The 21,096-nt window shown below is 61.8% G+C and carries 16 protein-coding genes and 1 tRNA gene; 11 read left to right on the forward strand and 6 right to left on the reverse strand.

Annotated elements, in window-relative coordinates:
- Nucleotides 1-9 precede the first annotated feature (9 nt).
- Nucleotides 10-1,500 carry a pyruvate kinase gene (pyk, locus tag ARTH_RS08620; protein WP_011691553.1) on the forward strand — a complete coding sequence of 497 codons (1,491 nt, stop codon included), beginning with the start codon at nt 10-12 and terminating at the stop codon, nt 1,498-1,500.
- A 146-nt stretch (nt 1,501-1,646) separates the two neighbouring features.
- On the opposite strand, the gene ARTH_RS08625 is transcribed toward pyk, so the two are convergent.
- Nucleotides 1,647-2,252 carry an ANTAR domain-containing response regulator gene (locus ARTH_RS08625; RefSeq protein WP_011691554.1) on the reverse strand — a complete coding sequence of 202 codons (606 nt, stop codon included), beginning with the start codon at nt 2,250-2,252 and terminating at the stop codon, nt 1,647-1,649.
- A gap of 206 nt (nt 2,253-2,458) precedes the next feature.
- On the opposite strand from ARTH_RS08625, the gene ARTH_RS08630 reads away from it, so the two are divergent.
- Nucleotides 2,459-2,540, forward strand: a tRNA-Leu gene (locus tag ARTH_RS08630).
- A 905-nt stretch (nt 2,541-3,445) separates the two neighbouring features.
- On the opposite strand, the gene ARTH_RS08635 is transcribed toward ARTH_RS08630, so the two are convergent.
- Complete coding sequence (locus tag ARTH_RS08635; RefSeq protein WP_011691556.1) at nt 3,446-3,868, reverse strand: YidH family protein; 423 nt, start codon at nt 3,866-3,868, stop codon at nt 3,446-3,448.
- A gap of 5 nt (nt 3,869-3,873) precedes the next feature.
- Nucleotides 3,874-4,725, reverse strand: coding sequence for a sugar phosphate isomerase/epimerase family protein (locus ARTH_RS08640; RefSeq protein ID WP_198011543.1), 852 nt, complete (start codon nt 4,723-4,725; stop codon nt 3,874-3,876).
- 204 nt (nt 4,726-4,929) lie between these two features.
- On the opposite strand from ARTH_RS08640, the gene ARTH_RS08645 reads away from it, so the two are divergent.
- Nucleotides 4,930-7,311 (forward strand): polysaccharide lyase 8 family protein, encoded by a 2,382-nt coding sequence (locus ARTH_RS08645; RefSeq protein WP_011691558.1) that lies wholly within the window; start codon nt 4,930-4,932, stop codon nt 7,309-7,311.
- A gap of 62 nt (nt 7,312-7,373) precedes the next feature.
- Here the strand turns inward: ARTH_RS08645 and ARTH_RS08650 are convergent, their stop codons facing one another.
- Nucleotides 7,374-8,552, reverse strand: coding sequence for a GntR family transcriptional regulator (locus tag ARTH_RS08650; RefSeq protein WP_011691559.1), 1,179 nt, complete (start codon nt 8,550-8,552; stop codon nt 7,374-7,376).
- A gap of 190 nt (nt 8,553-8,742) precedes the next feature.
- Between ARTH_RS08650 and ARTH_RS08655 the strand changes: the two genes are divergently transcribed.
- The 3 genes from ARTH_RS08655 to ARTH_RS08665 are packed head-to-tail and all read left to right on the forward strand — an operon-like array spanning nt 8,743 to nt 12,310.
- Nucleotides 8,743-10,182 carry a sulfatase-like hydrolase/transferase gene (locus tag ARTH_RS08655; protein ID WP_011691560.1) on the forward strand — a complete coding sequence of 480 codons (1,440 nt, stop codon included), beginning with the start codon at nt 8,743-8,745 and terminating at the stop codon, nt 10,180-10,182.
- Entirely contained in the window at nt 10,182-11,609 is a 1,428-nt protein-coding gene (locus ARTH_RS08660; protein WP_011691561.1) for a sulfatase family protein, read from the forward strand. Before ARTH_RS08655 ends, ARTH_RS08660 begins: the two co-directional genes overlap by 1 nt.
- A gap of 5 nt (nt 11,610-11,614) precedes the next feature.
- On the forward strand, nt 11,615-12,310 hold the full coding sequence (locus ARTH_RS08665) for a copper homeostasis protein CutC (protein ID WP_198011544.1): 696 nt from the start codon (nt 11,615-11,617) through the stop codon (nt 12,308-12,310).
- Here the strand turns inward: ARTH_RS08665 and ARTH_RS08670 are convergent.
- On the reverse strand, nt 12,285-14,210 hold the full coding sequence (locus tag ARTH_RS08670; protein ID WP_011691563.1) for a DUF2264 domain-containing protein: 1,926 nt from the start codon (nt 14,208-14,210) through the stop codon (nt 12,285-12,287). The genes ARTH_RS08665 and ARTH_RS08670 overlap by 26 nt on opposite strands.
- On the reverse strand, nt 14,207-15,292 hold the full coding sequence (locus tag ARTH_RS08675) for a Gfo/Idh/MocA family protein (protein WP_442852993.1): 1,086 nt from the start codon (nt 15,290-15,292) through the stop codon (nt 14,207-14,209). Before ARTH_RS08675 ends, ARTH_RS08670 begins: the two co-directional genes overlap by 4 nt.
- A gap of 212 nt (nt 15,293-15,504) precedes the next feature.
- On the opposite strand from ARTH_RS08675, the gene ARTH_RS08680 reads away from it, so the two are divergent.
- The 5 genes from ARTH_RS08680 to ARTH_RS08700 all read left to right on the forward strand — a co-directional run bounded on the left by ARTH_RS08680 (nt 15,505) and on the right by ARTH_RS08700 (nt 21,095).
- Nucleotides 15,505-16,839: an ABC transporter substrate-binding protein gene (locus ARTH_RS08680; protein WP_011691565.1), complete on the forward strand. Its 1,335-nt coding sequence runs from the start codon at nt 15,505-15,507 to the stop codon at nt 16,837-16,839.
- Nucleotides 16,839-17,816 carry a carbohydrate ABC transporter permease gene (locus tag ARTH_RS08685; RefSeq protein WP_011691566.1) on the forward strand — a complete coding sequence of 326 codons (978 nt, stop codon included), beginning with the start codon at nt 16,839-16,841 and terminating at the stop codon, nt 17,814-17,816. Before ARTH_RS08680 ends, ARTH_RS08685 begins: the two co-directional genes overlap by 1 nt.
- An 8-nt stretch (nt 17,817-17,824) precedes the next feature.
- Entirely contained in the window at nt 17,825-18,736 is a 912-nt protein-coding gene (locus tag ARTH_RS08690) for a carbohydrate ABC transporter permease (protein ID WP_011691567.1), read from the forward strand.
- Nucleotides 18,736-20,085, forward strand: coding sequence for a sulfatase family protein (locus tag ARTH_RS08695; RefSeq protein ID WP_011691568.1), 1,350 nt, complete (start codon nt 18,736-18,738; stop codon nt 20,083-20,085). Before ARTH_RS08690 ends, ARTH_RS08695 begins: the two co-directional genes overlap by 1 nt.
- Before the next feature lie 92 nt (nt 20,086-20,177).
- A complete protein-coding gene (locus tag ARTH_RS08700; protein WP_011691569.1) occupies nt 20,178-21,095 on the forward strand; it encodes an SIS domain-containing protein in 918 nt (305 codons plus the stop codon).
- The last annotated feature ends 1 nt before the right edge of the window (nt 21,096 follow it).

A 21,096-nucleotide genomic window follows, 5' to 3' on the forward strand; every position in this document is an offset into this window, starting at 1 on the left:
GGTAGGTATATGAGACGCGCAAAAATCGTGGCAACGTTCGGACCGGCTATTTCCAGCTTCGAGAACACCCTCGCAGTTGTTGAAGCCGGCGTGGATGTTGCCCGCATGAACATGAGCCACGGCGACTACTCGGTGCACGACGTGACGTACGAGAACGTCCGCAGGGCATCCAAGCAGCTCGGAAAGCCCGTGGCCATCATGGCTGACCTCCAGGGCCCCAAGATCCGCCTGGGCCGCTTCGTTGACGGCCCGCACGAGCTGGCTGTCGGCGACATCTTCACCATCACCACCGAAGACGTCCCGGGCACGAAGGACATCTGCTCCACCACGCTCAAGAGCCTGACCGACGACGTCAACGTCGGCGATGCGCTGCTGATCGACGACGGCAAGGTGGCCTTGCGCGCCCTCGAGGTCGACGACGTCAAGGTGGTCGCCCAGGTGACTGTCGGCGGCATGGTCTCCAACAACAAGGGCATCAACCTGCCCGGTGTTGCCGTCAACGTCCCCGCGCTGAGCGAAAAGGATGAGGACGATCTGCGCTGGGCCATGCGCCGCGGCGTGGACATGGTTGCCCTCTCCTTCGTGCGTGACGCTTCGGACATCAAGCGCGTCCACGAAATCATGGACGAAGAGGGACGCCGCGTGCCGGTGATCGCCAAGATCGAGAAGCCGCAGGCCGTTGAGCAGCTGCACGAGATCATCGACGCGTTCGACGCCATCATGGTGGCCCGTGGCGACCTCGGCGTGGAGCTGCCGCTCGAAGAGGTGCCGATCGTCCAGAAGCGCGCCATCGAACTGGCCCGCCGCTGGGCCAAGCCGGTCATCGTTGCCACCCAGGTGCTCGAGTCGATGATCGACAACCCGCGCCCCACCCGTGCAGAGGCTTCGGACTGCGCCAACGCAGTGCTCGACGGCGCCGACGCAGTTATGCTTTCCGGCGAGACGAGCGTGGGCAAGTACCCGATCGAGACCGTCAAGGTCATGGCACGGATCATCGAATCCACCGAGGTCCACGGCCTGGAGCGCGTACCCCCGCTGGGCACCAAGCCCAAGACCCGTGGCGGCGCCATCACCCGTGCCGCCGTCGAAATTGCCGACCAGCTGGACGCCAAGTACATCTGTGCGTTCACCCAGTCCGGTGACTCGGCCCGCCGCCTCTCCCGCCTGCGTCCGGTCCGTCCGGTCTTCGCGTTCACTCCGGTGGAGCACGTGTGGAACCAGCTCGCACTGACCTGGGGCATCCAGCCGGTCCTGGTCCCCATGGTGGACCACACCGACGAGATGACCGCGCAGGTGGACCGCAGCCTGCTGGAACTGAACCTGGTGGAAGACGGCGACCTGGTGGTTATCGCTGCCGGTTCCCCTCCCGGAAAGGCCGGTTCAACCAACTCGCTGAAGGTGCACAAGGTGGGCGACCTGTCCGACACCGGCCGCTCCGGCGAAGGTGTTAGCAACAAGGAAAAGCTCGGACCCTGGCCGGAAAAGAAGAAGAAGGCCTAGGTCTAAGGACCAAAAAGGGAGGATCCCCGCCGTATGGCGGGGATCCTCCCTTTTTGTCTCTGCATCTAACTGCCCAGCGCCGGGTGGTGACGGCCGGCAGGCACCCGGCAGGCCGTCGTCGTACTTGCCCTGCCGGGGCCCTGAGGTTAGTTGACCTGGTTGATGATGGTTTCGGCGACCTCGCGCATGCTGAGGCGGCGGTCCATGGAGGTCTTCTGGATCCAGCGGAAGGCCTCGGGTTCGGTAAGGCCCATCTTGGTGGTGAGCAGGCTCTTGGCGCGCTCCACGAGCTTGCGGGTGGCGAACTGCTCCTGGAGGTCCGAGACCTCGTTTTCCAGGGCCTTGATCTCCTCATGGCGGGAGAGTGCGATTTCCAGGGCGGGGATCAGGTCCGCGGGGGTGAACGGCTTGACCACGTAGGCCATGGCACCGGCGTCCCGGGCCCGCTCCACGAGTTCCTTCTGGCTGAAGGCCGTGAGGAGGACTACGGGGGCGATGCGGGCCTTGACGATCTTCTCGGCGGCGGAGATGCCGTCCATGACCGGCATCTTGACGTCCATCAGGACGAGGTCAGGCTTGAGTTCCTCGGCGAGCTGGACGGCCTTCTCGCCGTTGTCCGCTTCGCCGATGACGTCATAGCCCTCGCCCCGGAGGATTTCGATGATGTCCAGGCGGATAAGGGTCTCGTCCTCGGCGACAATAACGCGGCGCGCCGGCTGGGTGTTGGGGTTTGACTCCGTCTGTTCTGACACGGGAACTCCTTGAAAGGTACGGCGGGAACTAGTCCATCTTAGTTGTGCCCGCCGCTGTACTTGGAACTGCTTGGGTTCGTTGCGGCTTCACTGGCGCGATTCTGGAATTCAGCCTATCTGCATGTAGAGTAATTTCGCGCACTGGAAGCGATCGCGTTGCTCACAACGTAGCTGTGAGCATAAGATTGTTACTCCGTGTAATCCGCGCCCGAGTGGCGGAATTGGCAGACGCGCCGCACTCAAAATGCGGTATCGAAAGGTGTGTGGGTTCGAGTCCCACCTCGGGCACGCATAACCCCTCGTCAGAGGGGTTTTTGCTTTAATGTGTGGACATTGACCCTCTGCGGGTCCCTCTGATACTGACCGCGGACTGTGCCTGGCGCCGCGGTGTCTGTTCGGTTGTGGGGTGGCGGGGTCAGGGTCCTGGCTGGTGGCCCTCCGGCTGGAATATCTGTGGCTATGTGTCGTCCTATCAGGCTGTTCCGGTGGTCAGTTGTTGGCCCGCATCCATTCATGTACATAGGTTGTGGTGACGACATGACGAAGAGGATTTGTCTTCGAGGATCTTCCGCGGATGGCTGCTTCTGCGAGCCAGGCAGCGTGCGCTCATCGCAGGTTTGTCCGGCCAAAGGGGTGTGGACATTGTCCACACTTTTGTCCACGAGCGGCTTTTCGACCCGCATTTTGGTCCCTCCCTCCTGGTTCTGCCTTCACTAGTTCATGGAGTTCTCTATTGCAGGCGACATGACTTTGCTGCTTGGATCGTCGGTGTCGTTGAACGTTCCGGGTTCAGCGGGAATGTCTTTGGGGGTATCTGTGACTGTGGCGCCCGATCCGTCGACAGGGGGCAGGTGTGTGGGATACGGACTCTTCTTCCGCAGGCGGTCCTGGTTTTGTTGATCCGTAAGGCCTGTCCATAGCTGGTCGCGGCTATCGTTTTGGCCGCCGCATGGTCGAGGAACCTTACGCCGTCCAGGTATGCCAATCCTCGGAGTTTGGTCTTAGACAGCATTCGCCGCCCGACGCGTCACTGGAAGGATACTCTCGATTGAAAGGTATCCCCATGTCCGTATCGGTGGAAACTTTCCACAAGCCCTGGCGGCATTCCCGGGCGCGCAAGAGTCCCCGTCCGACAGCAGCACGTAGCCCAGCGCACCCTCGCCGCGCGCCCCTCGGTTTGAGTCTGCGCACGCCTAGCTCGACCGGGAGACGACGAGGATAAGGACTGCCCCTACGAATGCCCCGCCAATGGCCAGAATCGGCAAAATGAGCGGCATCGGCAGAGGGATTTGTCGACGCATGGCGCGTTCGACGTTAAGCCATCGAAAGAAGGATCCACCGGCAATCAGGAGCCCGAGAACAAGCAGGATCACGGCGACGGCCTTCCGGATGTCGACTGTGAAAAGGTCGCCCGCGAAAGCCTCCACGGCGATTCCGCCACCCAACATCGCCAGCGACGTGCGGATCCATGCGAGGAACGTGCGTTCGTTGGCCAGCGTAAAACGAGGGTCCGGCTCGTTTCCTCCTCCTAAGATACGGCTGGCGAATGTCCTTCTGACTGGGTCAGGACGCGACCTTGCTGTGTCAGGGTCGGAGCGTGCCTTTGAGGACCTCATGATGCTCACAGAGTACCGTTTCGTCTCGCTCCGGCGGCTGAGCCTGGCCGCCGCGGGCTGCCGGAGAGGGCGGCGTCGCTTTCCGGGCGTCCGAGTAGAGTCTTGAAGGCTATAAGAGCTTCCGGGAGTCCGGGAAGTTCCGGATGCCAGGCCTTTTCCCACTCCAGCGAGATCCAGGGTTCTTCGGTTGTTGGAGTTCGGGCCACTACCAGATCAAGAATCCGTTGCAGCGGTATGTCCCCGGCGCCGGGGAGGGTCATCGTCAGATTCCCTGTCTGCCGGTCCATGGTCGCATCCTTGAACTGGACGTACTGGTAATGACTGCCCAGCTGATGTGCTGTTTGGACCGGGTCTTCTCCGAACCGCCATGGATGCATCACGTCCCAGATCGCTCCCACTGGATCCTCGGCGCGGAACGGGGCGAGAATTCTGGAAATATCGACACCCCGGGGATGCGAATCATGTGTCTCTAAAAGCAGCCGAAGACCCAGACGCTCAGCTATCGGGGCCGCCGCGGCCAAACGTGACGAGCCCCGCATGTCCAGCTCAGTCACTGCGATGCCGTAGTGATCCGTCGTCGGCCCGGTCCCGGCGCCGGGGAACACCCTGACGGCCTCGGCGCCCACGTCCGCGGCAAGCTCCAGTGCGGTGCGGAGTTGCCGGACAACTGTTTCGTCCGGGCCCGGCTGGCAAACTTTAATGTAACTTCCCAGGCTCAGCACGGTTAGCCCGGTACGTGAGATCGAGGCTCGCACCTGCTCCCGGCGCGACCGATCCATGTGATCGCTGACGATACCGTCGTCATGGATCCTGAGCTCCAGTCCATCGACGCGATGCTCACGGGCCAGGGCTGTCACTTCGTGCAGGGGTGCCTGAGGGCAGCCCAGTGTTGAAAACGCGATACGCATTTGGCTCCCTGAATCGTGGCGGTGTGCTCCATTGTTGAGCATTGCAGGCGCCGGGTGCTACTTCTTTATTCCTTCTTTCCGGCTGCCGTTGAGTGGTTCCTGCAGCGCTCCGGCAATGATGACGGAGCCTCAACGGACTGAGGAGACCAGACAATGACTCGAGAATTTTCCCGCAGGACTGCTCTCAAAGGAGCAGCGCTGTCCGGCCTGCTCCTGGCTATGGTCCACGGGCCCGCCCATGCCGCGGCGACCGCAAACGCAACTCTGACCCCGGCGGACTTCGCCGGGCTCAGACAGAGGTGGGTGGATCAGATCACGGGCCGGAAGGTGCTGGTGGCCGGTGATAATGACTTCGTCACAGCACTGGCCGCGTTGGACAAGAAAGCCCGGACAGCTATCGACCTTCTTGAACGCTCCGCCGGACGTCTCACCGTCTTCTCCGATCTCAGTCTTGCCAAGGACACCGACTTGGTGACGACGCACACCAGGCTGGCAACCATGGCGACAGCCTGGGCCACACCCGGCTCAGAGCATTTCGCCGATGCTGGTTTACTGGCCGCGATCCGGGCCGGGCTCGCCGACGCGAACTCCCTTTGCTACAACGCTTCAAAGGAAGAACAGGGCAACTGGTGGTCCTGGGAGATTGGCACCCCCAAGGCCCTCGCAGACACCATGGTGCTGCTCCATGCAGAGTTGACGGCGGCCGAGCGGGCCGCGTACTGCGCCGCCATTGACCACTTCGTTCCCGACCCGTGGCAGCAGTTCCCGCCCAAACGCGGCAAGATCACTTCCGTCGGGGCGAACCGGGTGGACCTCTGTCAGGCGGTTACCATCCGGTCGCTGGTGGATGAAGACGCCGAGAAACTGACCCACGCCGTCGCCGGGCTCAGCGAGGTGTGGCAATACGTTTCTGCCGGCAACGGCTTCTTTACCGACGGTTCCTTCATCCAGCACAGCACAACCCCGTACACCGGCTCCTACGGTGTCGTGCTGTTGACCGGCTTGTCCAAACTGTTCGCCCTCCTGGGCGGGACCGGGGCAGAAGTGTCGGACCCCAGCCGCGACATTCTCTTCAAGACGGTCGAAGGCTCCTTCGCGCCATTCATGGTGGCCGGTGCCATGGCAGATTCAGTGCGCGGCAGAAGCATCAGCAGGGAATCCAACACGGGCTTTGACCTCGGGGCAAGCACCATCGAGTCCATTCTGCTCCTTGCCCGCGCGGTGGATCCCGTGACGGCCCGCCGATGGCGGAGCCTATGCCTTGCCTGGATCAACCAGAACCGGAAGGCTCCCATCCTGGCGGACGCCGGCGTGGGCAGAACCGCCCTGGTCAAAGAACTTCTCGCCATGGGACTCACCGAGACGGACCTGCCGGGCGGACACTACCTGTTCCCGGCCATGGACCGCACGATGCACCACAGTCAGGGGTGGACTTTGTCCACGGCGATGGCCAGCAGCAGGATCGCCTGGTATGAGTGCGGCAACGGCGAAAACAACCGCGGTTACCACACTGGCTCCGGCATGACCTACGTTTACGACGGGGATCTCGGCCAGTACGATGACGCGTTTTGGGCCACCGCCAACCATTGCCGGCTTCCCGGCATCACCGTGGACACCTCCTCGCTGCCGGACAAAGTAGAGGGCGAATGGGGTGCCGCCACACCTGCGAACGAATGGACCGGATCTACCGCTTACGGCGATGTCGCAGCAGTCGGCCAGCACCTCATCGGCCCGGGCGGAACCGGTCTCACCGCCAGGAAATCGTGGTTTGTCAGCAAAGACGTGATCGTCTGCCTCGGCGCCGACATCCGGACCGGATCAGGCTCGAGGATCGAAACGGTGGTCGATCACAGGAACCTCCACGCCGGTTTCAACGCTATGGGGACTGCGGCAGGGACGGTCGCCGCCACTCCCGGACATCCGGAAGTACTAACGGTTGACCGGTGGGTCCACCTCGAAGGTTTCGGCGGCTACGTAGTGCTCGACGCAGCGCCGCTGCAGGTGCTGCGGGAACAGCGGGAAGGGTCTTGGTCCGAAGTCAATGTCAAGGGCAGCGCCGCCAGGCAAACCCGGAATTATGCCACCCTGTACTTCGATCACGGGCACGAACCCGAAGCGGCGTCCTACGCGTACTTGGTAGCCCCCGGCGCTTCGGCCAGCATGACATCCTCACTCTCAGGACAGTCCTTCCACACCGTCCTCCGAAACGACGAAGTGGCGCAAGCCGTCAAATTCAAAAAAGAGAAGACAACGGCAGCAACCTTCTGGCGCCCCGGAACAGTGGGGGACCTGGCACTCTCCGGACCGGCGTGCGTAGTTGTTAAAGAAGTCGGAGACCGGCTGAGCATCGCAGTCAGCGATCCAACGCAGAACGCGTCCACGCTCACCCTCAGACTGAAGACCAAACGGTTCTTCCGGATCATCGAGGGCCAGGGCGCCTCCCTTTCCCACGGGGCGGACGGCTTCACTGTCCTTGAGGTGGACATCGCCAACCATGCCGGGAGAACAAAGCAGATTGAGCTGTCGGCCGAATAGTTCCTCTGTACTGGCAGGAGGGCCGACCGGACCTCTGGCGGCACTCCTGCCGTTGGCTACCGCTAGCGCTTGCCGGCCTTCCTGCCGCCGCACGATTCCCGAACTACAATGCGCGGGCGCAGGCGCACCTGATAGATCGGACAGGCGTCGCCCTCCTTCAACCGCCGAAGCAACACCTCAGCGGCCATCACCCCCAACCGGTGCTTGGCCGGCGACACCGCCGTCAGCGGAACCGGGGCAATGTCGGCCATCTCGTCGTCGTAGGAGACCAGCGCCAAATCCTGCGGCACCTTTAGGCCCGCCCGTGCAGCCGCACCCTGGAGCAACGTCGCTTCCCGGTCCCCGAACACCAGCGCGGCCGAAGCGCCACTGCTGCGCAGCAGAGCGAACATCGCCTCTGCCTGGTCCGTTTCCCAGTCCGGTTTCGTCGCACTAAATACAGGCACATCCACGCCGGACGTGTACAAGCCAAGATCCGCCACAGCATTCCTAAAACCGGCAATGACCGCAGCTTGAGTAGGATTACTGCTCTTTCCACGCTGATTGGCCCGGGTCAGCAGTGCAATACGCCGATGGCCCAGGCCAGCCAGGTACTTGACTGCATCATAGGCGCCGCCCTGATGATCAGAACAAACATGTTCGGTCCTATCGGCCGCGCCCAGATCGTTCAGGCTGCGCTCCAAGAGCACCACGGGCACGGGCAAAGCCGACAATTCGGCCACACGCTGCTGCGGGTCGGGAATACCCGTCAGTGTCGGGACCAACAGCAGACCATCCACCCCTGCATTTAAGAGAAAATCGATGCTGGAATTCTCCCGGGACAAATCATAGTGATACGTCGAAAGCTGCAAGTTGGCACCCTGAGACGTTAGGTACTCTTCTATCCCTTGAAGCACCGTCGGGTAATACAGCTGCGTGTCCGGCAGCAGCACACCAATCGTGTGGCGGGCCTTCTTCGCAGTCCGCGCCGGCGGCGTGGCGACAAAGCTCCCCGCTCCCTGACGCCTGACGACCAGGCCCTTGCTGACCAGGTCCTCAAAAGCCCGGCGCACGGTCGTCAGAGAAAGTCCGGTTTCCAAAGAGAGCTGCTGCTCGGTGGGCAGCTTGGTCCCAACCGCCCAGGTTCCCGCCAGAATCTCCCGCCTCAACTCCTCACTCAGGTCCTGAAACTTCAGGGCCTGCTTCGGAACGTCCCGAAGCAGGCCCTGATCCGATAAAAACTTCCGCCGGGTGCTCGTCATCCCTCTATAATGCCCGATGATTAAGGAATGATTAAGAGAGGAATAGTTGTATTGCGGTGATTATCTTCCGCAAATCGCCTGTTTTGTGAAGTGGACGGTTCCACCGATCGGTCATTCAGTCTTTATTCCTCATCTGAGAAGGCGATAGGAAGAGTGGATTGAACCTACTCTCTTCACTCTCAGGAGCGCCATGAGCCACCACCCCGGACCAAATATCCTGCTCATCCTCAGCGACGACCAGGGCGCATGGGCCTTGGGATGCTCCGGCAATACCGAAATCCAGACGCCCCATCTGGACAACCTGGCCTCAGGCGGAACGCGATTGGATAACTTCTTCTGCGTCTCACCCGTCTGTTCCCCCGCGCGGGCCAGCCTGATGACCGGCACCATCCCCTCCAAACATGGAGTGCACGACTATCTTCATGGCGTCGAGACCGGCCCCGAGGCTCCCGACTATCTGCAGGGCCAGCGCCTCTTCACGGATGACTTGGCAGCTGCGGGCTATTACATGGGACTATCCGGAAAATGGCACTTGGGAGCCAACGACCGGGCACGGGAGGGATTCAGTCACTGGTTCTCGCTGGCCGGCGGCGGCAGCCCCTACGATGCGGCGACCATGTACAGGAACGGCGTGAAGGAAACAGTGTACGGCTATCTCACTGATGCCATTACAGCTGATTCGACCGGCTTCATGGAACGTGCCGCCGGGCAAGATTCCCCGTTCTTCCTGGCGCTGAATTACACCGCACCGCATAAGCCCTGGAAGGACCAGCATCCTGCTGAATTTACGGCTCTCTATGATGATTGTGCGTTTGAGAGCTGCCCCCAGGAGCCCACGCATCCCTGGACGCCTACAGTCGACGGGGTACCGATTGGAGGTGAAGCTGACGTCCGGGCGGCTTTGGTGGGCTACTTCGCCGCCGTCAGCGCGATGGACGCGGGGATAGGTCAGGTGCTCCAGAAGCTCGATGAGCTCGGATTGAGAGAAGACACACTCGTGATCTTCAGTAGCGACAACGGGTTCAACTGCGGGCAACACGGCGTGTGGGGCAAGGGAAACGGCACGTTCCCCTTGAATGTCTTCGATTCCTCGATCAAAGTGCCCGCCATATTTTCTTTCCCCGGCAGAATTGCCCGCGGGAAAGTGCGGGAAGAACTGCTGTCGGCATACGACCTTCCGGCCACCATCCTGGAGCTGGCCGGGCTTGACCCGCTCGAATTCGAACAAGGGCCCGGGAAATCCTTCGCCGATGTTCTCCGCGGAAAGCCCCTCGCACCCGCCAGGCCCCGGCCGGTAGTTGTCTTCGATGAATACGGTCCGGTACGCATGATCCGCAGCGACTCATGGAAATACGTCCACCGCTACCCCCAGGGTCCCCATGAACTGTACGACCTGGCCACCGACCCGGGGGAGCGGCATAACCTGGTTCGGGAGGTCCGGCATGAAGAGCGCGTCGCCGGAATGCGCCGGGATATGCAGCTCTGGTTTGAGCAGTACCAGGAAGAGGAGGCAGACGGCCGCAAATTCCCCGTCGTCGGGGCAGGACAGACGCTCCCGGTCCGGGCCGATCCCCTAGGCGCATTCACGCCGCCAAGCTGGGACGGGATCTCTACTGCCGGAGGCCGATGATGACTGCTGAACGCCCTAATATCCTGTTCATCATCGCCGATCAGTTCCGCAACAGTGCTTTGGGATTCAGGGGCCAGGATCCCACCTACACCCCATCCTTGAACTCCTTCGCAGCCGAATCAAAGGACATCCTCCACGCCGTCAGTAACTATCCGGTCTGCAGTCCGCACCGGGCAATGCTCATGACAGGGCAACACCCCCACCGTAACGGCGTGCCTCTGAACATCAATTCCAACACCGGTGCCGGTCTCGAACCCGGCATAGGCACATGGTCACAGGTACTCCGGGATGCGGGCTACGGGACCGGATACATCGGCAAATGGCATCTGGAAGCAGTCACCGAAGAGGACGCAATCTGGGGCGAAGGATTTCGCGAAGGAGCTGTCTGGGATGCCTACTCGCCTGTGGACAGGCGGCACGGTTTCTCCTTCTGGTACTCGTACGGAGCCGCCCACGACCACATGCACCCCCACTATTGGGTAGGGGACGCACCCCGCGAAGAGAAAATCGTCGTGGATCAATGGTCGGCAGAACACGAAACCGACATTGCCATCGGCTTTTTGCGCGAAACAACAGACGCTGCCGAGTCCTTCGCGCTGGTGGTGTCCTACAACCCGCCGCACCAACCGTTCGAGCTGGCACCTGCAACCTACCGCCCCAGGTACGCTCAACTCTCCGCACGGGAACTATTGACCAGACCCAACGTCGACGTCACGGGCCCGGCCGGAGCGGAAGCAGCGCAGGCAGCCCCGTTGTATTTCGCCGCCATTTCCGCCATCGATCACCAAATCGGCCGGCTGCTCGTCGCCTTGGAAGCCAGCGGTCACCACAAAAACACGATCGTGATCTTCACCTCGGACCATGGCATGCAGCTGGGAAGCCACGGTCTTATGTTCAAAAATGTTCCTTGGGAAGAATCGATGTCGTTACCATTTCTCATCCGTTGGCCGGGCCGGATAGCGTCCGGTCCCGACGACAAGGTTTTGATCAGCTCCGTTGATGTCGGTCCCACCCTCCTGGGCCTGGCGGGGCTATCTACCAGCCGGCCGCCGGCCATGCAGGGCGCTGATCTCTCGTCCCGGCTGATCGGCGCGACAACGACGCCGGTCCCTGGTCCCGCCATCTACTACGGGCCCCCGGCGCGGGACGGCGGGCCGGGGATGCGAGGCCTGAGGACCCTGAGTCACAAGTTGCTCTTCAGCTGTATCCCCGATCCGGCCCAACGATCCGGGTTCCTTCTCTCCGCGCAGCTCTACGACCTGAAGTCCGACCCCTACGAAATGAGTGACCAGGCTGCCTCCCGCCCTGCTGAGGTTCAGCTGATGGGGCGTGAACTGGTACGGCAGCTGGAGATCGTGGAGGATCCCTGGGCGGCAAGGGATCAGCTCCGGGAACACTTGGACGGGGAAACGTGCAGCTGGAAATAGCCGTCGTGGACATCGCGGGCGTCGCAATCGCTGCCGATGAAGCGGCCGACCGGATCGAACTATGCACGCGCCTGGATCTCGGCGGGCTCACTGCTTCCCGCGATCTGTTTCAAGAAAGCCTCTGCGGGGCCGCCCGGCTTTTACAGGTGCATCCGTTGGTCCGGTGCAGGCCGGGTGATTTCGTGTATTCGGCAGGGGAAATCAGCACGATGGCAAGGCAGATCGCCACCTTCGTCACGGAAGGGGCAGCCGGGGTGGTGTTCGGGGCTCTGACATGTGAAGGAGCAATCGACGGTGATGGCATGACCCGGCTTATTGACTCCGCCAGAGAGGCCAATCCGCAGGTTGAGATTACCTGCCACCGCGCCATCGACCAATGCCGTGATCCCTTGAGCGCACTGCTGGAACTGGCAGAGCTTGGCGTCTCCAGAGTGATGAGCTCCGGCGGCGCCAAGACCGCGGGAGCTGGACGGGTAACGCTCGCGGCCATGCACCGTATTGCGGACGGCCGTCTGGAGATCATGGCTGGCGGCGGACTGAAAATCGCTGATATCCCGGCATTGAAGACTGCAGGAGTAAACGCGGTCTCCTCTCGGCCAGACGGACGAGCCGGGGATCCGCCGCCACGGACAGGAGCCTGGTCAGAGCAGCCCGTAAGGCATCAGCCTGAGAGGGCTATCCTCCGAAGATCCCCTGATTGATGCTGTCCGCCGGCCACTTATCGTGCCGCATCCACGGCAGAGACCGTGCGGTGTTTCCAATCGACGCGTGCAGGCACTGGTTGGACCAGTTAAGCTCCAATCCGGCGGCAATGGCTGAGAGGTCCACCTCCCGACGTGAGAGGGAGACAAGCCAGGCGATGCGTATCTCGGTACTTCTTGCTGGTGAGATTCTGACCGCCGGAACAGCCACCTTTTCACCCAGGATTGACTCCGGTGCATACCGGATCTGCGCAGCAGGGGCGGAACTGGCGTCCGCCTGGATACTGACCAGGGCAATGGACGAAGAGAGTCCGTCGTGGGTTGTGGCCCGGGCGCAGCCGCCCCGGACACCAGTGTCCATCGGCTGATCTGAGGAGAGCGCGTATCCGCTGACAGTGAGCGGCAGCGCAACTGCGCCGCGGACTCTTGCCGCTCTCAGCTCGACAGAACCATCAAGGATGGTGGTGGCATAATCGACAGACACTCCTCGTCCGGCAGCATCCAGGAGGAACCGAAGGCTTCCTCCATGCGGGCGGGCGACTCCTCCCAGCGGGCCACGGTGGGTGCTCGTGGCGTCCTGCAGGGGAATATAGATGTCGTTGTCCCTAAGGTCCCCGTACTGGACCGGCGCAGTGGCCGTACTGAACGCTAAACGTCTGTACAGGTGGGAGTCGTAGCGCGGATGCCCTCCCGAGCCGAAATTGGCGACGCGAACTATATCGTCCCGCTGGGTGGCGTGGACCAGCCACTGCGGACCGGAGAGCACTTCCCTGACGTCCCGGCGTTCGATCTCCAGCCCGGTCTCGTCGTGGGACCAGGCCGGGTGTTCAACCGGAAGGAGCAGGCCCAGGAACCCTTTGCTTGACCACAACGGTGATCCCGGGGCGTTGTAAGACTGAAGAATCCCGGTGTTCTCTTTCCACCAGCCCAACGACAGGACACCGTCAGCGCCTACACCATGGTCCACAAAATGCTTGGCTACGCCGGAGGCGAGCCGCCGGGTCCGGCCGGCAGGCAGAGGGGAGACGCCCTGGATTTCGCCCATCCAGAACGGCGCAACGACACCCCAACGGTAAATGAGGGACCGCCCCTGAATCAGGGGACTGCCTGCGGCGGAGAACAAGTGTTCATACCCGCGAAGAAACTCCCGCAGACGGCTTCTATACAGTCGGAGGCGTTCGGACGATCCGGTTGCCTGTCCTGCGGTCCCGGAAAGCATGTCCACGATGAAGAAGGGGTATAAGTGAAAAGTCCAGGCGTTGTAATGATCGAAGCGGCGGCCCTCCCCGTCGGAATACCAGCCGTCCCCGGCGTACCAGTCCTCAATCCGGTCCAATGCCCCCTCAATTTCGAGAACATCAAAGGGCGCGCCCACTGAGGCGAGAAAAGCCTGGATGGTTGCCCCGAACAACACATGGTTGTTGTCTGCTCCGTACCTGCCCCTCGATCCGGAGAGCCAGAGCACAACCCGATTTTTGACACCGTCGTCCAATGATTCCCAGAGCCATGCTCTGGACAAGTGAAGGGCAAGAGCGATCGCTGTCGCTTCAACGGTGGGCTGCCCGTGGTCACGCAAAACGGGCCAGGCTTCGACACCGCCGGCCTGTGTCCCTGCAGCCAGCGCATCCGCGTACCACCCGATGAGGTCAGGCCGCGCACCGGGGGATCCTGCGATCCGGAGTGATGCAAGCAGAAAGGATCTTGCGAATCCCTCGAGCTGGGCAGTGTCGTTCTGCCCCGTCGCTGAAGGAAATGCCACCCGGGCGCCTCGGGGTGAGGAGTGGGTCAGGGCCCCTGCGATGAGCTTATCTGCAAGGTCTTCCCACGATGCGCGGTCCCAGCCCGTTAGTGATCCCTCAGTCGAAGTGGCTGTTGGCATCAGGTGCTCGTGGCGGGTCATCGTCCGAGTGCGTTTTCCAGGTTCGCCGGTGCCGCCGGTTCCGGCAAGGCGACGACTCGACGGGTCAAGGCGGAGCGGTAGGCGGCAAGGACGGTCTCCACGACGCTGCGGGCGTGGGAGTTGCTGACTTTGGGGTGTGAACCATGCAGAGTTTCCACGAAATCGGAGAGCTGAGCCGTGAAGCCGTCCTGAATGCCGGTCGGGGAAGGCTCACAGAGGGTCGTACTTGACCCGTTGTGTCGGACGACCGTTCCCCTGTCCGGGGTACAGGAGATGCTCCCCTGTTCGCAGATGAGGAGTATCTCATCTGCTCGGTGCGGGGGATCGGACACGATCACAATGTTCACCTCCACCCCGTTACGCAGGAGCAGGCGAACAGATCCGTCCGTCTCAACCGGGACGCCGAAACGGTTGAGCATCCGTGCGTCAACAGTATCGACAGGCGAATCTCCCAGCCAGAGTGAACGGTCAATGCAGTGGCCGCCGATATTCATCAGGGCACCCCCTCCGGCCACTGAAGGGTCAAAGAACCAATCCGGCCGTGTCCCCGGCCGGTAGTCCGTGCTGCGGTAATCCCTGATCATCAGAAGCTGTCCCAGCGCTCCGGACCGGAGAAACGTTTCTGCTGCGGCCTTCTCCGGCAGAAAATGCTGGATATGTCCCACCACCAGGGTGATGCCTGCCCTGCTGCAGGATTCCGTCATCAGCCGGCAGTCCTCCAAGGAAGTGGCCATCGGCTTTTCGACCAAAACGTGAATCCCCGCCTCGGCCGCCGCAAGAACCATCTCCAAGTGAAGGGAGTGCGGAGTATTGACAATGACAGCGTCCAGCGCGGCCTGCTCGTACATGGAGCGGTAGTCCGTGTAGACGGCGGCGCCGAGGGGTTCAGCAACCATTTGCGCTGCATCAAGCAGCAAATCGCAGACGGCCACCATCTCCGCACCCGGCAGAGCGGCGGCCGCCCGTGCATGAAACTGCGCGACCGCGCCTGCCCCAATGATTCCAAGACGGATCAACGCATACCTCTTCACTCGATGGAACTCCCAGGCGCCAGGCGGCGACAGGGACAAGTATTCAGCCACTAAAAGACATGAATCCAGACCTAATCCCGCCCTTGGACCCCATTTTTAGACCCCAAACCTCCTTGATTCGGGCGCGTCAGCTCTCCGGCGGGTACTCCGGGAATGGAACCCTCTTGTAGTACCACTTGAATCCTTCTTTTTGCGGCTGTGATAGTCATCTCAGTCGAACCGTCGCACTCGAACGGTTCCCCCTACACGAAAGGTGAATACCCATGGGCAATGCCCGGATTTTTCGCCCTCTAGCCCTGCTTCTTGGTTCGACCCTGGCCCTTTCGGCCACCGCCTGCGGTGGCCCGGGCGAGTCCAGCACCGAAGCCAAGACCACCGACATCACCAGCTCCGTCGCGGGCCAGGAACTGACGTACTGGTCGATGTGGAAGGAGGGGGAACCCCAGCAGAAAATCATCGCGGCGGCAATCGCGGACTTCGAAAAGGAATCCGGCGCCTCCGTCAAGGTGCAATGGCAGGGACGCAGCAGCACGGAAAAGCTCGTGCCCGCGCTCAACACGAACAACGTCCCCGACATCGTGGACGGCGCTTTCGCCAAATTGGCCCCCGTCATCGGTGACACGGACCAGGGTCTGGGGCTCGGCGCCACCTACGAAGCAAGCGTTGACGGGAAGAAGGTCTCGGACCTGATCCCGGCGAAGTACCTTGCGAACGCCGCTATTGACGGTAAGGACGGCCAGCCCTGGATGCTGCCGTACAGCTTCAGTTCGGACGGATTGTGGTTCAACGAAGCCAGCCACCCGGAGCTTGCCTCGGCACCGCCCAAAACATGGGATGAGTTCCTCGCTACTCTCGATGTCCTGAAGAAATCCGGGGAAGTTCCGCTGGCCGCCGACGGTGACATCGCGGGATACAACTCCGCCTGGTTCATTACCCTGATGCAGCGATACGGCGGCCCGGGTGCCTTCAAGGAGCTCGCATCAGACAAAACAGGCAGCGCCTGGGATGACCCGCAGGTCCTGGAAGCAGCCAAAAAAGTCGAATCGCTGGTCAAAGGCGGTTACCTCATCAACGGCTACGATTCCAGTAAGTGGCCGGCGCAGCAGCAACTCTGGGCCACCGGAAAAGCAGCCCTGCTGCTGAATGGGTCGTGGCTGCCCACCGAAACCGCCCCGTACGCGACCCCGGGCTTCAAATACTCCTCCTTCCAGTTCCCGGCAGTCGGCGACAAGCCCGCCAGTGTACGCGCAGACTTCGTCGGATTCGCGATTCCCAAGAAGGCGAAGAACGCCGCCGCGGCCCAGCAGCTGGCAGTCTTCATGCTGAAAAAGAAATATCAGGACGCCTACGGAACACAGGCGAAGGTACTTCCCATCCGGACAGACGCAGCCACGTCCCCGGAGATGGCATCGATCAAGAGCGCCCTTGACTCTGCGCCGCAGATCCACCAAGCGTTCGACGCTGTCGTCTTCCCCGGGTACCTGGACAAAGTCTTCAACCCCAAAAATGACCAACTCTTCCTCGGAAAAATTTCAGCTGAGACATTCCTGAAAGAGATGAAACAGGCGCAGAGCCAGTATTGGAAGGACAACGGCTAATGACGTTGACCCCAACGAAAGACGCGGCAGGGCTCCCAACACGGCCGTCGCGCCCGGTGCCCCGTAAACCGCCACGTGAAGAAGGCAGCTCCATCGAGCGCCAGCGACGCAAGCTCCTGATCCCGTTTGTGGGACCGGCCTTCCTGTTCTATACCCTCCTGTTCGTTCTTCCCGCTGCCGGCGCCTTGTGGATCAGCCTCCACAAGTGGTCCGGCGCCGGGCCCATGAAGTTCGTAGGGCTCGACAACTACTTCCTCGTCCTCCGGGATGAGCTTTTCCTCAAAGCATTCGGCAACACACTGTTGCTGCTCTTCGTTGTCGGCATCGCCATCTTCGTGATCGCTTTCGGGCTGTGCCTCATCCTCCGCGACATGGTGGGAAAGAAGATAGCCCGTTCAGTCATCTTCTTTCCACACTTGATAAACGCGCTGGTCTTCGGTGTCCTTGCCGGGTTCATCTTCAACCCCGGCGGCTTGGTCAACACCCTGCTGAAACCCTTCGGGGTGACCGACCCGCCGAAATGGCTCGCGCAGGACAACCTGTTCCCCTTGATCATGGTGACGTTGATCTGCACCACCACGGGCTATTTCACCACCATCCTGATGGCCGGAGTGGACCGGATTCCGCCCTACTACTACGAGGACTGTGCCCTGGCCGGTGCAACGCCGTTTCAGCGTCTTCGCTATGTCGTTCTCCCGTTGACGTGGGATGTGTTTGGAACCTGTGCAGTCCTGTGGACCATCTCGTCCATCAAGATCTTCGAAGTTGTTTGGGTTTTCGGAGGCAGCAGCGGCGCGGGCATTCCCCCGACCCAGAGCTGGACCACGGCGGTCTACACCTATGTCACCGCTTTCTCCGCGCAGTCGACGCCGGCCTACGGTGCGGCCACAGCGTCCGCCATCATTTCGCTGGCACTCATCTCCGTACTCGTTGTCATTCTGCGCAGGGCTATGCGCCGTGACGCCGTCGAATTTTAAGAGGACTGATGTCTGAAGATTTGGATATCCCCGTGGCCATCGCCCCGAAGCGCCGCCCCCGCAACAGGCCCACCAGCCCGGCAATGCGCGGTGAGCGGTCATTTCTAAGAAGTAGCGGCGTCGGCCTTCTTTGGATCATCGTCGCCGTGAGCATCCTCATGCTGGGCTGGATGGTAATGCAGGCGTTCAGAGACACCCGCTCGATTCTGGGTGACCCGTGGGGTCTTCCTGAGACCCTCGACTTTGGCAACTTCGTCAGGGCCTGGACAGTGGGGGACTTTGCCCAGGCCACATGGAACAGCGCTGTGACTACAATCGTCTCATCCGTATTGACCGTCGCCATCGCAGCGCCGTGCGCCTACTATCTGGGGCGGGTGGAGAACCGTTTCACCCGGTCCATCAGCCTTTACTTCATCCTGGGACTGGGCATCCCTGCCCAGGTCATACTGATCCCGCTGTTCGTGATGCTGAACCAGGTGTACCTCACTGACAGCCTCCTTGGACTGAACCTCGTCTACATCGGTGTATCCATGCCGTTCACCGTCTTCCTCCTGACCGCGTTCTTCCGATCGTTGCCGCTGGAGATGGAGGAGGCAGCCGCACTGGACGGCACCACTGCCGTCGGCACGTTCTTCCTGATCACCCTGCCGCTGGCAAAAGGTGGAATCCTCACCGCCTTCGTGCTTCAGGTGATCTCCCATTGGAACGAGACCCTGCTGTCGCTGACCCTGATGCAGTCCACAGAGAAATACACGCTGCCGGTAGCCCTGATCTCCTTCGTCCAACAGCAGACGTACTCAGGTGCCGACTGGGGCGGCCTGTTCGCCGGGCTCGTCATCGTCGTCATGCCCATGCTGGTCATCTACATCTGGCTCGGACGCAGACTGACGGAAGGCCTCACGTTGGGCATGGGCAAGTAATGTCGCATCCCGCCCCGGCTCAGCCGAACATCCTGATCATCATGGCCGACCAGTGGGCGGCGCACGCCATGGGGTGCGCCGGATCGACTGTGGTGAACACACCCAACCTGGACAATCTCGCCGCGGCCGGCACCCGCTTCGACCGCGCCTACACGACTTTCCCGCTGTGCGTACCTGCACGCAGTTCGCTGGTCTCCGGGCGCTATCCCCACGAACTAGGAATCGACGGTAATGCCGTACCAGCAGGCAGCGGGCCGGGGCGGACGCCGGGGAGTCTGGGTCACTGGTTCAAGGCGGCCGGCTACGACTGCGCCTACGCCGGCAAATGGCACGCCCCGGAGGCAAGCGCCCAGCCCGAGGACGGCTTCGACGTCATCCATCCCTTCGGCGATGAGGGGCTAACGGCCTCGGCGATCGACTGGCTCGGCGCCCGCCATGACACCGGCACGCCTTTCCTGCTGTTGGTCTCCTTCGATAACCCCCATACCATCTGCGAATATGCCCGAGGCCAGCATCTGCCGTACGGGGACGTCCAGCGGCCAGCAGACATCCGAGACGCGCCTCCGCTGCCCTCGAATTTCGCCACAACGCCCTATAGTCCCCAGGCGTTGACTCACGAACGGGCCCAGGCCGAACAGGCTTACGGGACGGCGGACTTCAGCCACGATGACTGGCGGCTTTACAGGCACGCATACGCGCAGCTCATCGAAAGGACTGACGAACAGATCGGAGTCATCCTGGGTGAACTTGACCGTCAAGGCCTGAGGGAGACTACCGTAGTGCTCTTCACCAGCGATCATGGCGACGGAGACGCCGCCCATGGCTGGAACCAGAAGACCTCGTTACAGGAAGAAGCCATACGGGTTCCGCTGCTGATGAGGGGCCCCGGTGTCGGCTACAGCCAGGTAGGCAGCCAGTTAATCTCCCTCGGCCTGGACCTCATTCCGACGCTCTGCAGCCTGGCAGGCATTGATGCCCCTGCCACCGCCACCGGGGTGGACTGGATCACCGAACCGCGCGCGCCCGGGGAAGGGATTACCGTCGAAACGGCTTTCAGCGCAGGACAGCGGGCCACCACTCTGGGGCGCGCCTTAATCACTGGACGGTACAAATACACCGTCTACAGCTGGGGTAAACACCGGGAACAGCTGGTGGACCTCACGGCCGATCCCGGCGAGCTCCGTAATCTCGCGGAAGAGTCCGCTTTCGATGAGGTCCTGGAGGAATTCCGGCGACGGCTTCTGGATTGGTGTTGGGAAACCGGCGATCAGGCGTTTCTGAAGAAACTCGTCCTGCCCCATTCCGGGAGCAGCCTGGCCCGCAAGGAAATCTACGCCGTGCCTTACTAGGCACCCAGCGCCCGCAATTTATTGTCACCCCACGGGACGGCCCGGACAGCGGCCGTCCCCCTCCTCCATCCTTCACTAGGAGACGAAATATCATGAGCAATGCCCTGACTGCTGCCCGGGACCTGGGTGCGCACATGCAACGCGAACTCGATTCACAGCCCCAGGTATGGGCCACAGCCGCTGACCAGGCACGCCGCGAAGCGGCGATGCTGTTGCCTGACAAAGGCAAGAAGATCGCCGTCGTAGGTTGCGGCACATCCTGGTTCATGGCCCAGGCCTACGCCACGCTCCGGGAGACCGCCGGGCTGGGCGTCACGGACGCCTACGCCGCCTCGGAATCGGCCTTGAACAGAGACTATGACGCGATTATCGCGATCACCAGGTCAGGGACAACCACCGAAGTGCTCGAAATCCTCGACCATGTTCGAGGCACCGTTCCCACCGTCGTCATCGTCGGCGATACCGGCTCGCCGGCTGTCACGACGGCCGACAACGTCATCGCGCTGCCGTTCGCCGATGAGAAATCCGTAGTACAGACCCGCTTCGCCACCACTGCGCTTGCCTACCTCCGGACCTCACTGGGGCACAATCTGGACACGGCCATCCACGACGCACAGAAGGCCATCGCCGAGACGGTCGAGGCGGAACTCCTGGAGGCGGAGCAATTCACCTTCCTCGGCCGCGGGTGGACGGTAGGACTCGCCCACGAAGCCGCCCTGAAAATGCGTGAGGCCTCCCAGTCCTGGACGGAGTCATATCCCGCGATGGAATACCGCCACGGTCCGATCTCCATTGCCGCAGCAGGTCGCGTGACCTGGCTTTTCGGTAACGAACCGCAGGGTCTCCGCACCGACGTTGAACGTACCGGCGGACACTTCCTCGCCAACGGACGGGACGCCATGCCAGAACTGGTCCGGGCCCAAAAGGTATCTCTGGAACGGGCCCGGCTGAGGGGACTTAACCCGGATCTGCCGCGCAACCTGACCCGGTCAGTCATCCTCGAAGGCTGAT

The sequence above is a fragment of the Arthrobacter sp. FB24 genome (assembly GCF_000196235.1).
In the GTDB taxonomy this organism is placed as follows: Bacteria; Actinomycetota; Actinomycetes; order Actinomycetales; family Micrococcaceae; genus Arthrobacter.